Origin of the sequence: Escherichia sp. KS167_9B (assembly GCF_030295215.1) — a bacterium.
Taxonomy (GTDB): Bacteria; Pseudomonadota; Gammaproteobacteria; order Enterobacterales; family Enterobacteriaceae; genus Escherichia; species Escherichia coli_F.
Genome location: NZ_AP025754.1, coordinates 1,651,726 through 1,666,723, shown reverse-complemented (window position 1 = coordinate 1,666,723; position 14,998 = coordinate 1,651,726). Strand labels below are relative to the sequence as shown.

Below are 14,998 nucleotides of genomic sequence, written 5' to 3'. Positions count from 1 at the left end.
TCTCCAGGGTGAGAAATACCCTCCTCATTAAAATTAATGAGGATATGTCAGGGATATTCAGTTATAACGAACCCGCATCGCAAAATGAATTTCGCAATGAAATAAGGGGGATTAATATCCCCCGCTATTGGTTAATTCTGTTCTTATTTATTTATCAACATACTAACAATATCCTGATATATTTCCTGCAGATGTTGTGGATCGCTTTTTTGCGGTGTTAAACGACGATAAACTGTACCTTCCATCATGGTAGCAAACACTTCAACGCAGCAACGAATGTGCTCGTCGCTAAGATGGGGATGCATTCTTTTCATATGTGCACAACCGTTAGCGAACATTCTGGCGTCAGCTTCTTCAAGCATTGCCATAACCCGCGGGTTGCGTGTGGCTTCTGCAGCCACTTCCAGCATCAGCGCGTCGTCGTCCTCATTTAAGGATTTACGCAAGGCAAGGACTTCCGGGAAGTGATCGGTACGCGCGTCAATGTCCATTTGGGCAATACGAAAGTCGATGATACGGCGAACCATCTCTTCAATAATGGCGTCTTTGTTGGCGAAGTAACGATATATCTGACCCACGCTAAGCTGAGCTTCACTGGCAATTTGCGACATACTGGCGGCATGAAATCCGCAGCGACGAAAACACCGACGGGCGGCGTTAATGATTTCATCCTGACGCTGTTTGTGGCGTATCTCCAGCTTGCTGGTCATTTCTGTCTCCTGGCCTATCACTTAGTGAGAATGATCATTCTCATTTTTGCTAATTATACGTTTCTCCAAAGTAATGGAAAGTATTTTTATTTATTCATGATGCATATTCTGATAATGAAGAGATTGTGGAGATTCTGTGAAGATAGTTGACAATATTAAGTTGGAGTCAATTCATCAGAAAGACAGCGACTTATTGTCGCCAGTTAGACTGGCCCCCTGAATCTCCAGACAACCAGTATCACTTAAATAAGTGATAGTCTTAATACTAGTTTTTAGACTAGTCATTGGAGAACAGATGATTGATGTCTTAGGGCCGGAGAAACGCAGACGGCGTACCACACAGGAAAAGATCGCAATTGTTCAGCAGAGCTTTGAACCGGGGATGACGGTCTCCCTCGTTGCCCGGCAACATGGTGTAGCAGCCAGCCAGTTATTTCTCTGGCGTAAGCAATACCAGGAAGGAAGTCTTACTGCTGTCGCCGCCGGAGAACAGGTTGTTCCTGCCTCTGAACTTGCTGCCGCCATGAAGCAGATTAAAGAACTCCAGCGCCTGCTCGGCAAGAAAACGATGGAAAATGAACTCCTCAAAGAAGCCGTTGAATATGGACGGGCAAAAAAGTGGATAGCGCACGCGCCCTTATTGCCCGGGGATGGGGAGTAAGCTTAGTCAGCCGTTGTCTCCGGGTGTCGCGTGCGCAGTTGCACGTCATTCTCAGACGAACCGATGACTGGATGGATGGCCGCCGCAGTCGTCACACTGATGATACGGATGTGCTTCTCCGTATACACCATGTTATCGGAGAGCTGCCCACGTATGGTTATCGTCGGGTATGGGCGCTGCTTCGCAGACAGGCAGAACTTGATGGTATGCCTGCGATCAATGCCAAACGTGTTTACCGGATCATGCGCCAGAATGCGCTGTTGCTTGAGCGAAAACCTGCTGTACCGCCATCGAAACGGGCACATACAGGCAGAGTGGCCGTGAAAGAAAGCAATCAGCGATGGTGCTCTGACGGGTTCGAGTTCTGCTGTGATAACGGAGAGAGACTGCGTGTCACGTTCGCGCTGGACTGCTGTGATCGTGAGGCACTGCACTGGGCGGTGACTACTGGCGGCTTCAACAGTGAAACAGTACAGGACGTCATGCTGGGAGCGGTGGAACGCCGCTTCGGCAACGATCTTCCGTCGTCTCCAGTGGAGTGGCTGACGGATAATGGTTCATGCTACCGGGCTAATGAAACACGCCAGTTCGCCCGGATGTTGGGACTTGAACCGAAGAACACGGCGGTGCGGAGTCCGGAGAGTAACGGAATAGCAGAGAGCTTCGTGAAAACGATAAAGCGTGACTACATCAGTATCATGCCCAAACCAGACGGGTTAACGGCAGCAAAGAACCTTGCAGAGGCGTTCGAGCATTATAACGAATGGCATCCGCATAGTGCGCTGGGTTATCGCTCGCCACGGGAATATCTGCGGCAGCGGGCTTGTAATGGGTTAAGTGATAACAGATGTCTGGAAATATAGGGGCAAATCCACCAGTTCTGTTTTCATCATCAAACTTATCGGAGCTAATACGAATAGTTTCAAAGTCAGATTCTATAAGATATTTCCCCAACCTCCCCCTTGCAGGCGTCAGGAGTAGATAACGCAAAATGCTCTGTACCGCAGCTTCTCTCCGCTACAGAAAGCGCAACTATAGCCACCCACAGCCAGGTTGATTATAATAACCGTTTATCTGTTCGTACTGTTTACTAAAACGACGAATCGCCTGATTTTCAGGCACAACAAGCATCAACAATAAGGATTAAAGCTATGGGTTTTCTTTCCGGTAAGCGCATTCTGGTAACCGGTGTTGCCAGCAAACTGTCCATCGCCTACGGTATCGCTCAGGCGATGCACCGCGAAGGAGCTGAACTGGCATTCACCTACCAGAACGACAAACTGAAAGGCCGCGTAGAAGAATTTGCCGCTCAATTGGGTTCTGACATCGTTCTGCAGTGCGATGTTGCAGAAGATGCCAGCATCGACACCATGTTCGCTGAACTGGGTAAAGTTTGGCCGAAATTTGACGGCTTTGTACATTCCATTGGTTTTGCACCGGGCGATCAGCTGGATGGTGACTATGTTAACGCCGTTACTCGTGAAGGCTTCAAAATTGCCCACGACATCAGCTCCTACAGCTTCGTTGCAATGGCAAAAGCTTGCCGCTCCATGCTGAATCCGGGTTCTGCCCTGCTGACCCTTTCCTACCTTGGCGCTGAGCGCGCTATCCCGAACTACAACGTTATGGGTCTGGCAAAAGCGTCTCTGGAAGCGAACGTGCGCTATATGGCGAACGCGATGGGTCCGGAAGGTGTGCGTGTTAACGCCATCTCTGCTGGTCCGATCCGTACTCTGGCGGCTTCCGGTATCAAAGACTTCCGCAAAATGCTGGCTCATTGCGAAGCCGTTACCCCGATTCGCCGTACCGTTACTATTGAAGATGTGGGTAACTCTGCGGCATTCCTGTGCTCCGATCTCTCTGCCGGTATCTCCGGTGAAGTGGTCCACGTTGACGGCGGTTTCAGCATCGCTGCAATGAACGAACTCGAACTGAAATAATCGTTCTGTTGGTCAAGATGGGCGGCGTTCTGCCGCCCGTTATCTCTGTTATACCTTTCTGATATTTGTTATCGCCGATCCGTCTTTCTCCCCTTTCCGCCTTGCGTCAGGATAACGATTTCCTTTACGACCAAGGAGCGCCCATGGAACAACGCCACATCACCGGCAAAAGCCACTGGTATCATGAAACGCAATCCAGTACTGCGGAGAATGACGTTCTGCCTCTGGTCCCGGAAGCCGCAAAGGTTCGCGATCCCTTTCTGCTCGACGTGATCCTTGATGAAGAAACGCTGGCCCCCTTCCTTTCATGGATGGTCCCGGCGCGCATTCTTGCAGCGGAGTTGTTCCCTGACCAGCTTACTGTGACCCGTTCACAGACCTTCACCGCTTATGAACGCTTGTCGACGGCTCTGACGGTTGCTCAGGTTTGCGGCGTCCAGCGGTTATGTAACTACTATTCGGCGCGACTTACGCCGCTCCCCGGGCCTGATTCCTCCAGGGAAAGTAATCATCGGTTGGCACAAATCACGCAATATGCCCGCCAACTGGCCAGCTCGCCTTCTATTATCGACAACCGATCGCGCCAACATCTGAATGACGTCGGTCTTACTGCCTGGGACTGTGTGATAATCAACCAAATAATTGGTTTTATTGGCTTTCAGGCGCGGACAATTGCGACATTTCAGGCTTATCTCGGGCATTCGGTACGCTGGTTACCCGGTCTGGAGATACAAAACTACGCCGACGCGTCACTGTTTGCTGATGAATCAATACGCTGGCGAAGCAGCTATGAGGTGGAAAAACTACCTGAAGAGCACACAAAAAGTTCTAATGCAGAACTTTGCCAACTGACCGAAACACTCTCTCTCCACCCTATTTCACTTTCCCTTCTCGAAAAGTTGTTAAACAGCACACGGGTCAATACACAGCCGGATAATAAGCTTGCGGCGTTGTTATGCGCGCGTATTAATGGCAGTCCTGCTTGTTTTGCTGCCTGTATGAATTCATCAAATGAATATAAAAAAATCAGCCCCCTTCTGCGCAAGGGCGAAAATGAAATTAACCAATGGGCTGACCGTCATTCTGTTGAGCGCGCTACCGTTCAGGCGATACAATGGCTGACCCGAGCACCCGATCGCTTTAGCGCAGCCCAATTCAGTCCATTACTCGAACACGAAAAATCATCAACGCAGATTATTAATCTGCTGGTATGGAGCGGGATGTGTGGCTGGATAAATCGCTTAAAAATCGCATTGGGTGAGACATATTAACCTTGCTGCGTCAGACAGATTCGCGTAAAACTGTCAGCCGCTCTAATGGCCACCAAAATAGACAATTATGTTTCAGGACAACCCGCTGCTAGCGCAGCTTAAACAGCAACTGCATTCCCAGACGCCACGCGCTGAAGGGGTGGTAAAAGCCACAGAAAAAGGCTTTGGCTTCCTGGAAGTCGACGCGCAAAAAAGTTATTTCATTCCGCCGCCGCAGATGAAAAAAGTCATGCATGGCGACCGAATTATCGCGGTGATCCACAGTGAAAAAGAACGTGAATCCGCAGAGCCAGAAGAACTGGTTGAACCGTTTCTGACTCGTTTCGTGGGTAAAGTTCAGGGCAAAAATGACCGTCTGGCCATCGTTCCTGATCATCCACTGTTAAAAGACGCCATTCCTTGCCGCGCAGCCCGTGGTCTGAACCACGAGTTTAAAGAAGGCGACTGGGCGGTTGCCGAAATGCGCCGTCATCCGCTGAAAGGCGATCGTTCTTTCTATGCTGAACTGACACAATACATCACTTTTGGTGACGACCACTTTGTACCGTGGTGGGTTACCCTGGCGCGCCATAACCTGGAAAAAGAAGCACCAGACGGCGTCGCTACAGAAATGCTTGATGAAGGTCTGGTTCGTGAAGATCTGACTGCACTGGATTTTGTCACCATCGACAGTGCCAGCACGGAAGATATGGATGATGCCCTTTTCGCTAAGGCGTTGCCGGATGACAAACTGCAGCTGATTGTGGCGATTGCCGATCCAACCGCGTGGATCGCAGAAGGCAGCAAGCTGGACAAAGCCGCGAAAATTCGCGCATTCACCAACTATCTGCCTGGCTTCAACATCCCTATGCTGCCTCGCGAGCTTTCTGACGATCTCTGCTCACTGCGCGCCAATGAAGTCCGCCCGGTACTGGCATGCCGCATGACGCTCTCCGCTGATGGCACCATTGAAGATAATATCGAATTCTTTGCCGCCACCATCGAATCCAAAGCGAAGCTGGTGTATGACCAGGTCTCTGACTGGCTGGAAAATACCGGTGACTGGCAGCCTGAAAGTGAAGCAATTGCCGAACAAGTCCGTTTGTTAGCGCAAATTTGCCAACGCCGTGGCGAGTGGCGTAATAACCACGCACTGGTATTTAAAGATCGCCCGGATTACCGCTTTATTCTCGGTGAAAAAGGTGAAGTGCTGGATATCGTCGCCGAGCCTCGTCGCATTGCCAATCGTATCGTCGAAGAAGCGATGATTGCCGCTAACATTTGTGCGGCCCGCGTACTGCGCGATAAGCTCGGTTTTGGCATCTATAACGTGCATATGGGCTTTGATCCGGCGAATGCCGACGCGCTGGCGGCGTTGCTGAAAACCCACGGTCTGCATGTCGATGCCGAAGAAGTGCTCACGCTGGACGGTTTCTGCAAACTGCGTCGTGAACTGGATGCGCAACCAACTGGTTTCCTCGACAGCCGCATTCGTCGCTTCCAGTCATTTGCTGAAATTAGCACTGAACCCGGTCCTCACTTTGGCCTCGGTCTGGAAGCATACGCCACCTGGACTTCGCCAATCCGTAAATATGGCGACATGATCAACCACCGTCTGCTGAAAGCGGTTATCAAAGGCGAAACTGCGACGCGTCCGCAGGATGAAATCACTGTCCAAATGGCCGAGCGTCGCCGTCTCAACCGAATGGCAGAACGTGATGTTGGCGACTGGTTATACGCACGCTTCCTGAAAGACAAAGCCGGGACCGACACCCGTTTCGCGGCGGAAATTGTCGATATCAGCCGTGGCGGCATGCGTGTGCGTTTGGTTGATAACGGCGCTATCGCCTTTATTCCAGCACCTTTCTTACACGCTGTGCGCGATGAACTGGTTTGCAGCCAGGAAAACGGCACTGTACAAATTAAAGGTGAAACGGCTTACAAAGTGACCGACGTTATTGACGTCACCATTGCCGAAGTCCGCATGGAAACCCGCAGCATTATTGCACGCCCGGTCGCGTAATCTCCTTTCACGGCCCATTCCTCATGAATGGGCCGTTTATTTCCCCGCTCCACCTTCGCCATATCCCGGCAGATTTTTAACTGACTTTCGTTTGAAAACTGGCGTTTTTCCAAAACTGGATTACAAATAAATAGATAAAAAAACAATGCGTTTAGCCGCCGTTAATTTCATGTAAGTCATGTTGTTCCTTTTATTTAACCGCGGACTCCGCTGTTAACCGGAGGATATGCATCATGAAAACCGTTAGGGAGTCCACAACGTTGTACAACTTTCTCGGATCGCACAATCCATACTGGCGGTTGACGGAAAGCAGCGATGTTTTGCGCTTTTCTACCACCGAAACCACAGAACCTGAACGTACGTTGCAGTTATCTGCCGAACAGGCTGCTCGCATCAGGGAAATGACGGTCATCACTTCCAGCCTGATGATGAGTCTGACCGTCGATGAAAGCGATCTTTCTGTGCATCTGGTAGGACGAAAAATCAATAAACGGGAATGGGCTGGCAACGCGTCGGCATGGCATGACACACCGGCGGTTGCTCGTGATTTATCACACGGGCTTTCCTTTGCTGAGCAGGTAGTTTCTGAAGCACATTCCGCAATAGTGATTCTCGACAGTCGGGGGAATATCCAACGCTTCAATCGGTTATGTGAAGATTACACAGGGTTGAAAGAACACGACGTCATTGGGCAAAGCGTGTTTAAACTGTTTATGAGCCGTCGTGAAGCTGCGGCATCCAGGCGCAATAACCGTGTATTTTTTCGAAGCGGCAATGCATATGAAGTCGAACTGTGGATACCAACACGTAAAGGCCAGCGGCTGTTTCTGTTTCGCAATAAATTTGTCCACAGCGGCAGTGGCAAGAACGAGATTTTTTTAATCTGTTCCGGCACCGACATTACCGAAGAGCGCCGCGCTCAGGAGCGACTGCGTATTCTGGCAAATACCGACAGTATCACCGGACTGCCGAATCGTAACGCAATGCAAGAGTTAATCGATCACGCCATTAATCAGGCAGATAACAATAAAGTTGGGGTTGTGTATCTTGATTTGGATAATTTTAAAAAGGTCAACGACGCTTATGGGCATTTGTTTGGTGACCAGCTATTACGCGAAGTGTCATTGGCCATTTTAAGCTGTCTCGAACATGATCAGGTGTTGGCGCGTCCAGGTGGCGATGAGTTTCTGGTACTGGCATCCAATACCTCACAAAGCGCGCTGGAAGCAATGGCATCACGAATTTTGACCCGCTTACGACTCCCCTTCCGCATTGGTTTAATTGAAGTTTATACCAGCTGTTCAGTGGGTATTTCACTCTCTCCCGAACATGGTTCGGACAGCGCGGCTATTATTCGTCACGCCGACACAGCAATGTACACAGCGAAGGAAGGCGGACGAGGACAATTTTGCGTTTTTACCCCAGAAATGAATCAGCGGGTATTTGAATATCTCTGGCTGGATACCAACTTGCGTAAAGCACTGGAAAACGATCAGTTGGTTATTCACTATCAACCGAAAATCACCTGGCGTGGCGAAGTACGCAGTCTGGAAGCTTTAGTACGTTGGCAGTCACCTGAACGTGGGTTGATTCCACCGTTGGACTTTATTTCCTACGCCGAAGAGTCAGGGCTAATTGTGCCTTTAGGCCGTTGGGTGATTCTCGATGTCGTACGCCAGGTGGCGAAGTGGCGGGATAAAGGCATTAACCTGCGAGTGGCGGTAAACATTTCTGCACGTCAGCTCGCCGATCAAACCATTTTCACCGCCCTGAAACAGGTTCTCCAGGAACTCAATTTTGAATACTGCCCTATTGATGTTGAACTGACGGAGAGCTGCCTGATTGAGAATGATGAACTGGCACTGTCTGTTATTCAACAATTTAGCCAACTAGGTGCGCAAGTGCATCTGGACGATTTTGGTACCGGCTACTCTTCACTTTCGCAACTGGCGCGCTTTCCGATCGATGCGATTAAACTTGACCAGGTTTTTGTTCGAGATATTCACAAACAACCTGTATCGCAGTCGCTGGTCCGGGCGATCGTCGCTGTGGCCCAGGCATTGAATCTTCAGGTGATTGCTGAAGGAGTGGAGAGTAAAAAGGAAGATGCTTTTTTAACCAAGAACGGGATCAATGAGCGGCAAGGATTTTTGTTTGCCAAACCAATGCCCGCCGTCGCCTTCGAACGCTGGTATAAACGCTATCTGAAGCGCTCATAAGTAGATGAATATATATACTTAGCGATGTATTCCGTCATTATATATCGTATTCCCGGATGATAATTAGCCGTTGCCGTTAAACACTTCTCTTTTAGCGGCAATTTTTGCATTATTCATTTTCTCCCTTTTGCTATAAGGATGTCCTTGATGTCTGAATTTGATGCCCAGCGCGTTGCCGAACGTATTGATATTGTGTTAGATATCCTTGTGGCAGGCGATTACCACTCTGCGATCCATAATCTCGAGATACTTAAAGCAGAACTCTTGCGCCAGGTTGCTGAATCTACGCCAGACATCCCGAAGGCACCGTGGGAGATTTAACAATCGTGCCTTCAGGTTTTCCTATTTGAGGATGCCCGGCGCGTCAGTATTTTTTTATTAAGTATTATAACGTTATAAGAATTACAGCGATGAATTCCCGACAACAAACTATTCTACAGATGGTCATTGACCAGGGTCAGGTTAGCGTAACCGATCTGGCAAAAGCCACTGGAGTTTCTGAAGTTACCATTCGCCAGGATCTCAACACCCTCGAAAAACTGAGTTACCTCCGCCGTGCACATGGTTTTGCAGTTTCGCTTGATAGTGATGACGTCGAAACCCGTATGATGAACAACTATACGCTGAAGCGTGAACTCGCCGAGTTTGCCGCGTCACTGGTTCAACCGGGCGAAACCATCTTTATCGAAAATGGCAGCAGCAATGCCCTGCTCGCCCGGACTCTGGGCGAGCAGAAGAAAAATGTCACGATCATCACGGTCAGCAGCTACATCGCGCATTTGCTGAAAGACGCGCCTTGTGAAGTCATTTTGCTCGGTGGCGTGTACCAGAAAAAAAGCGAAAGTATGGTTGGTCCTTTGACACGCCAGTGCATCCAACAGGTGCATTTCAGCAAAGCATTTATTGGTATTGATGGCTGGCAACCTGAAACTGGGTTTACCGGTCGCGATATGATGCGTACCGATGTGGTCAATGCCGTGCTGGAAAAAGAGTGCGAAGCGATAGTCCTGACTGACAGCTCGAAATTTGGTGCTGTACATTCATACTCCATCGGCCCCGTTGAGCGATTCAATCGCGTGATTACCGATTCGAAAATACGCGCCAGCGATCTGATGCATCTTGAGCACAGTAAACTCACCGTTCACGTCGTTGACATTTAACCATTTCCCTTCTCTACGGATGATTTGCTGTTTTGCAAATCATCCGCTCTAAGATGATTCCTGGTTGATAATTAAGACTATTTACCTGTTATTAACACTCTCAAGATATAAAATTATTATCAGCGATATAACAGGAAGTCATTATCACCTGCGTGATATAACCCTGCGCGCGAGCAGATTTCACGGAATAATTTCACCAGGCTTATTCTTAGCTATTATAGTTATAGAGAGCTTACTTCCGTGAATCATAAATTCAGGAGAGAGTATTATGTTTGTAACGAGCAAAAAAATGACCGCGGCTGTTCTGGCAATTACCCTGGCAATGTCTCTGAGTGCCTGTTCTAACTGGTCTAAACGAGACCGTAACACCGCAATTGGCGCGGGCGCAGGTGCATTAGGCGGTGCAGTACTGACCGATGGCAGTACGCTGGGTACATTAGGTGGTGCAGCCGTCGGTGGTGTTATTGGTCACCAGGTCGGTAAATAATCGTAAATAAATGTCGATTATCGACTCGCAATTATAATACGCTTGATTCTGTTCAGTACGAAATAACTGAATAATACACACAGTAAAATATTCTAAAGCCACGGATATATCCGTGGCTTTTTATGTTAACCGCCGGCGAGTTTTACCTTCATCCCTTTCGCTTCAAGCAGTGATTTTAATAAATCGCGCTTATCACCCTGGATTTCAATAATTCCATCTTTAACTGCCCCGCCGCAGCCGCATTTTTTCTTCAGTTCCGCTGCCAGTTTTGTCAGTTCGGCATCATCGAGATCGACACCGGTAATCAAGCAAACGCCCTTACCTTTACGTCCACTGGTCTGACGCTGAATACGCACCACACCGTCGCCTTTAGGGCGTACAGGGGCCGCTTTTGGCTCATCAATACGTCCGGTTTCCGTTGAGTAGACCAGACGGCTGTTGGAATCACTCATCATGCACTCCGCTGTAAAGAGGCATTGATCGCTTTCAGCGTTTGCGCTGGATCTACCGATTGCGTTACCGGGCGACCAATCACCATATAATCAACACCAGCCGCCAACGCCTGTTCTGGCGTCATAATGCGGCGCTGGTCACCAGCTTCACTGCCCTGCGGACGAATGCCCGGCGTAACCAGTTTGAACTCCTGACCGAATACCTGTTTAAAGCGCACAGCTTCCTGAGCAGAACACACCACACCATCAAGGCCACATTTTTGCGTCAGTGCCGCCAGACGTTCTGCATAATCTGCAGGTGACAGCGTCACGCCAAGATCGGCCAGGTCGCTGGCTTCCATGCTGGTCAACACCGTCACAGCAATCAAAAGCGGTGCATCTTTGCCAAACGGGACGAGTGCCTCACGCGCTGCGGTCATCATACGCACCCCACCGGAGGCGTGAACATTCACCATCCACACGCCTAAGTCAGCTGCAGCAGCGACAGCGTGCGCTGCAGTGTTGGGAATATCGTGAAATTTCAGGTCGAGGAAGATATCAAAACCACGCTGTTGAAGTTCGCGTACAAATTGAGGTCCAAACAGCGTAAACATCTCTTTGCCGACTTTCAGACGACAATCGCGTGGGTCGATCTTGTCGACAAAGGCCAGCGCGGCATCACGATTATGATAATCAAGGGCAACAACCACAGGAGAATTCGTAACAGCGCGGGAAGAAGATGAAGCAGTTAACGTCATGACCAGACCTTCTTGATGATGGGCACCGGAAGTGGCGCGAAACAGGTAAACGGCGAGCATTCTACCCGTGGAAATAAAAAATTAACAGTTGCGATTTCCCCCCTGGCAGGCTTTTCTGCGCCCGAGTTACCGAAGCACAATGGAACATCAATAATTAGTATGTTGTAACTAAAGTCGGATTTTTTTAAAAATTACAGGCCATCAAGACCGCGAATCGGTTTAATGGTTGACCAGGCCCGACAAGATGGACAATGCCAGTAGAGGGTGTATGCGGTAAAACCACATTTCTGGCAGCGATAACGAGGCTTACTACGCACCTTCTCGCCAACCATGTCACGCAGCACCATCAGACTCTCTTTGGCACGCCCTTCTTCCGCTTCATTTAAGTGGTAATCCATTAGCTTATGGAACACACGCATGGTCGGATGACGCTGAAGCTGACGGGTAATATAGACCTGTGCGGCCTCACTACCGTCGCGCGCTTCGATGATGTCCGCAAGCATTAGTTCAGCATCGGCACCGGTGTTCTCTTCCACCGCGCGCTGCAGGAACTCTGCCCATTCGGCAGTTTTACCCAACTGCTGGTAGCAGGTTTGCAGCATTTCCAGCGTTTCGCTGACCAGTTCTCTGTCCTGGGATATCACGCGTTGCAAACTTTCGACGGCTTTGGCGTATTCTCCTTTCGCCATAAATACGCGTCCCATCATGATGGATACGCGGGCGCTGTTTTTATCTGCCGCCGCACCTTTTTTTAACAAGGCCATGGCACGATCGAGATCGTCGCTGGCCATATGCTGTAGGGCTAACTCGCAGTAGAAATGAGCAATTTCGACGCGCTGCTTATCTTTACCCAGCTTCACCAGGCGTTCGGCAACATCAATTGCTTTCTGCCACTCGCTGGTAGCCTGGTAGATTTGTAGCAACTGTTGCAGCGCGCCAATGCGGAAGTCAGTTTCATCGGTCAGTTGATTGAACATGTCTTCCGCGCGGTCGTATAACCCGGCGGCCATGTAATCACGCCCCAGTTGTTGAATCGCCAACAGACGCTGTTCATAGGTCAGCGAGGCGCTTTCCATTAGGGTCTGATGGATGCGAATAGCGCGATCAACTTCGCCACGCGAACGAAACAGGTTTCCGAGCGTAAGGTGGGCTTCAACGGTACCCGTATCCTCTTTAAGCATATCGAGAAACAGGTCTACCGCTTTATCCTGTTGATTACTAAGCAGAAAGTTAACCCCCGCTACGTAATCACGCGACAAGCGGTTGGCTTCATCTTGCTTGTTTTGTTGCGCACTTCTGCGGCCCATATACCAGCCATAGGCAGCGGCTACAGGCAAAAGCAGAAACAACAACTCCAGCATAGAAAGTTATTCCTTCGCCGCTGACGAATGCGGCGCTACAGCCACGTCAGTCGCGGGTGAAAGCTGGTTTTCCAGTCGCTTTATTTTACGTTCAGCGCGCGCCAGGGAAACACGAACTCGCAGCCAGAACAGGCCGCAAATCAGCCAACCGATAGCAAACCCCGCAGCAAACAATACCGCCAGCAATGTGGAAATACGGTACTCCCCTTGCGCTAACAGATAATTAAACGTCACCTGTTGATCGTTCTGCGCACCCAACGTGACCGAAATCACGAAGATCGCTAACACCAGTAAGAAAATGAGTAAATATTTCACATTACTTCCCGTTATGTGGTTAGAGCGAATAAATTATGGTCAACTTACCGCAATAGCCCTTTAAAGTACCATTTTCGCGCCGTCTGCGAAATGGCAACCACGCGCATTGTTGATGATTTAAGGGCTAAATTCGGAAAATCAACCAGCGTTAACTTTCTTGTTCTCGTTGCGCAATTTCGCGATTTTCTTCCGCAGGTGGTGTTAATGGCCCACAAATTCGTTGTGCAAGCCACGTTGCCACCGCCACCAGCGCCCACGAAATCAACGTAGCTACCACCAGATCGCGCGGCCAATGCATCCCGAGTAGCAGGCGGCTTCCCATGACTCCTGTTGCCCAGACCAGCAAGATAGCAATGGTTAACGTTCGCCGACGCGGCCACAGCAACCCAACGGCCAACAGCGCCCAACTGGCAGCAAACATCGTGTGACCGGAAGGAAAGGCAAACCCCGTCTCTTTCTGCCAGTGTGAACGCAAATATTGTGGGATATTATTCTCTTCAGCCAACTGTTCTTTCACTAAATTTCCGCGTTCTGCTCGCTTTAAAGTGTAGAACTCATCAACCGGAATATGATGTGTTTTTTCCAGCCAGATTACAAAAGGTCGTGGTTCCTGGACTTTGTCTTTGATCCAGGATTTAACGCCTTGTCCCACAAGGATTGCCGCCGCCAGAATGGCAAATAACATAATGGCAGCCTTAATGCGAAAACGCAGACACCAGAGAAACCAGCCGAATAAAATCAAATGTGTAATGACGCCCCAGGGCTGAGTGACAGTTTCAGTAACCCAAAAAGCCGCTTTTAGTAGCCAACTTTGTTCTCCAGGTTGCCAACGCCAGCCAGAAATCCATACGGCTACCGGCATAACAAGCAATAGTGCAGCTCCCACTGCGGTACGTCTGGCAATCGAACGCATGGCATCTCCTTTTTGATAAGTCCCACAATCATAACTGAAAATGCCAGTTCCGGGAAAAATTGACAGATTTGTGCCATTCCGTGAACGATCGACGCGTCGTGATTAGGTGAACCCCTTCTCGTTATGGCAAAATAAGCCAATACAGAACCAGCATTATCTGGAGAATTTCATGCAGCTTAAACGTGTGGCAGAAGCCAAACTGCCAACCCCATGGGGCGATTTCCTGATGGTGGGATTTGAAGAACTGGCAACCGGACACGATCATGTCGCGCTAGTCTATGGCGATATTTCCGGGCATACCCCGGTACTTGCGCGCGTCCATTCCGAATGTCTGACCGGTGACGCCCTGTTCAGCTTGCGCTGCGATTGTGGCTTCCAGCTCGAAGCGGCACTGACGCAAATTGCCGAAGAAGGCCGTGGTATTTTGCTGTATCACCGTCAGGAAGGTCGTAACATTGGTCTGCTGAATAAAATCCGCGCTTATGCACTGCAGGATCAAGGTTACGATACTGTAGAGGCTAACCACCAGTTAGGCTTCGCCGCTGATGAGCGCGACTTCACTCTTTGCGCTGATATGTTCAAACTCCTTGGCGTCAATGAAGTCCGCTTGTTAACCAACAACCCGAAAAAAGTCGAAATTCTGAGCGAAGCAGGGATTAATATTGTTGAACGCGTACCGTTGATTGTAGGTCGTAACCCCAATAACGAACATTATCTCGATACCAAAGCCGAGAAAATGGGTCATTTGCTGAACAAATAACCCTCTTGCA

At 49.5% G+C, this 14,998-nt stretch carries 16 protein-coding genes and 1 pseudogene; 9 read left to right on the top strand and 8 right to left on the bottom strand.

Annotated elements, in window-relative coordinates:
• Positions 1 to 143: 143 nt before the first annotated feature.
• Positions 144 to 710: a TetR/AcrR family transcriptional regulator gene (locus tag QUE34_RS08410; protein WP_000202113.1), complete on the bottom strand. Its 567-nt coding sequence runs from the start codon at positions 708 to 710 to the stop codon at positions 144 to 146.
• Between the two features lie 295 nt (positions 711 to 1,005).
• Between QUE34_RS08410 and QUE34_RS08405 the strand changes: the two genes are divergently transcribed.
• The 4 genes from QUE34_RS08405 to rnb all read left to right on the top strand — a co-directional run bounded on the left by QUE34_RS08405 (position 1,006) and on the right by rnb (position 6,584).
• A protein-coding gene (locus QUE34_RS08405) for an IS3-like element IS2 family transposase (RefSeq protein ID WP_088895425.1) occupies positions 1,006 to 2,234 on the top strand; the annotation gives its coding sequence in 2 pieces (ribosomal slippage) (positions 1,006 to 1,321 and positions 1,321 to 2,234; 1,230 coding nt in all).
• Between the two features lie 288 nt (positions 2,235 to 2,522).
• Positions 2,523 to 3,311 (top strand): enoyl-ACP reductase FabI, encoded by a 789-nt coding sequence (gene fabI, locus QUE34_RS08400; protein WP_000506490.1) that lies wholly within the window; start codon positions 2,523 to 2,525, stop codon positions 3,309 to 3,311.
• 143 nt (positions 3,312 to 3,454) lie between these two features.
• Positions 3,455 to 4,582: a carboxymuconolactone decarboxylase family protein gene (locus QUE34_RS08395; protein WP_032302932.1), complete on the top strand. Its 1,128-nt coding sequence runs from the start codon at positions 3,455 to 3,457 to the stop codon at positions 4,580 to 4,582.
• A gap of 67 nt (positions 4,583 to 4,649) precedes the next feature.
• Complete coding sequence (gene rnb / locus QUE34_RS08390) at positions 4,650 to 6,584, top strand: exoribonuclease II (RefSeq protein ID WP_000484993.1); 1,935 nt, start codon at positions 4,650 to 4,652, stop codon at positions 6,582 to 6,584.
• A 76-nt stretch (positions 6,585 to 6,660) separates the two neighbouring features.
• Here rnb and QUE34_RS08385 read toward each other — a convergent pair.
• Positions 6,661 to 6,764: pseudogene (locus QUE34_RS08385) on the bottom strand (hypothetical protein).
• Positions 6,765 to 6,817: 53 nt separating this feature from the next.
• On the opposite strand from QUE34_RS08385, the gene pdeR reads away from it, so the two are divergent.
• On the top strand, positions 6,818 to 8,803 hold the full coding sequence (gene pdeR / locus QUE34_RS08380; RefSeq protein ID WP_000859969.1) for a cyclic di-GMP phosphodiesterase: 1,986 nt from the start codon (positions 6,818 to 6,820) through the stop codon (positions 8,801 to 8,803).
• Here pdeR and ymiD read toward each other — a convergent pair.
• A complete protein-coding gene (gene ymiD / locus QUE34_RS08375) occupies positions 8,785 to 8,913 on the bottom strand; it encodes a protein YmiD (protein ID WP_213054491.1) in 129 nt (42 codons plus the stop codon). The two genes, pdeR and ymiD, sit on opposite strands and share 19 nt — an antisense overlap.
• A 37-nt stretch (positions 8,914 to 8,950) precedes the next feature.
• On the opposite strand from ymiD, the gene QUE34_RS08370 reads away from it, so the two are divergent.
• From QUE34_RS08370 to osmB, 3 genes are all read left to right on the top strand, one after another.
• A complete protein-coding gene (locus QUE34_RS08370; RefSeq protein ID WP_001288368.1) occupies positions 8,951 to 9,124 on the top strand; it encodes a YciZ family protein in 174 nt (57 codons plus the stop codon).
• Positions 9,125 to 9,213: 89 nt separating this feature from the next.
• Positions 9,214 to 9,963, top strand: coding sequence for a DNA-binding transcriptional regulator YciT (gene yciT, locus QUE34_RS08365; RefSeq protein WP_001088604.1), 750 nt, complete (start codon positions 9,214 to 9,216; stop codon positions 9,961 to 9,963).
• A gap of 268 nt (positions 9,964 to 10,231) precedes the next feature.
• On the top strand, positions 10,232 to 10,450 hold the full coding sequence (gene osmB, locus QUE34_RS08360) for an osmotically-inducible lipoprotein OsmB (RefSeq protein WP_000498253.1): 219 nt from the start codon (positions 10,232 to 10,234) through the stop codon (positions 10,448 to 10,450).
• A 125-nt stretch (positions 10,451 to 10,575) separates the two neighbouring features.
• Here the strand turns inward: osmB and yciH are convergent, their stop codons facing one another.
• The 5 genes from yciH to pgpB form a co-directional block, all read right to left on the bottom strand.
• On the bottom strand, positions 10,576 to 10,902 hold the full coding sequence (yciH, locus tag QUE34_RS08355) for a stress response translation initiation inhibitor YciH (protein WP_001353236.1): 327 nt from the start codon (positions 10,900 to 10,902) through the stop codon (positions 10,576 to 10,578).
• Complete coding sequence (gene pyrF / locus QUE34_RS08350; protein ID WP_024218644.1) at positions 10,902 to 11,639, bottom strand: orotidine-5'-phosphate decarboxylase; 738 nt, start codon at positions 11,637 to 11,639, stop codon at positions 10,902 to 10,904. The genes yciH and pyrF overlap by 1 nt, the downstream gene beginning before the upstream one ends.
• A 191-nt stretch (positions 11,640 to 11,830) precedes the next feature.
• Entirely contained in the window at positions 11,831 to 13,000 is a 1,170-nt protein-coding gene (lapB, locus tag QUE34_RS08345) for a lipopolysaccharide assembly protein LapB (protein ID WP_000891338.1), read from the bottom strand.
• 6 nt (positions 13,001 to 13,006) lie between these two features.
• Positions 13,007 to 13,315: a lipopolysaccharide assembly protein LapA gene (lapA, locus tag QUE34_RS08340; protein ID WP_000876284.1), complete on the bottom strand. Its 309-nt coding sequence runs from the start codon at positions 13,313 to 13,315 to the stop codon at positions 13,007 to 13,009.
• A 148-nt stretch (positions 13,316 to 13,463) separates the two neighbouring features.
• Entirely contained in the window at positions 13,464 to 14,228 is a 765-nt protein-coding gene (gene pgpB, locus QUE34_RS08335) for a phosphatidylglycerophosphatase B (protein ID WP_001256551.1), read from the bottom strand.
• Between the two features lie 169 nt (positions 14,229 to 14,397).
• Between pgpB and ribA the strand changes: the two genes are divergently transcribed.
• The gene (ribA, locus tag QUE34_RS08330; RefSeq protein WP_001176293.1) at positions 14,398 to 14,988 is read left to right on the top strand and encodes a GTP cyclohydrolase II; all 591 of its coding nucleotides are present in this window, start codon (positions 14,398 to 14,400) and stop codon (positions 14,986 to 14,988) included.
• The last annotated feature ends 10 nt before the right edge of the window (positions 14,989 to 14,998 follow it).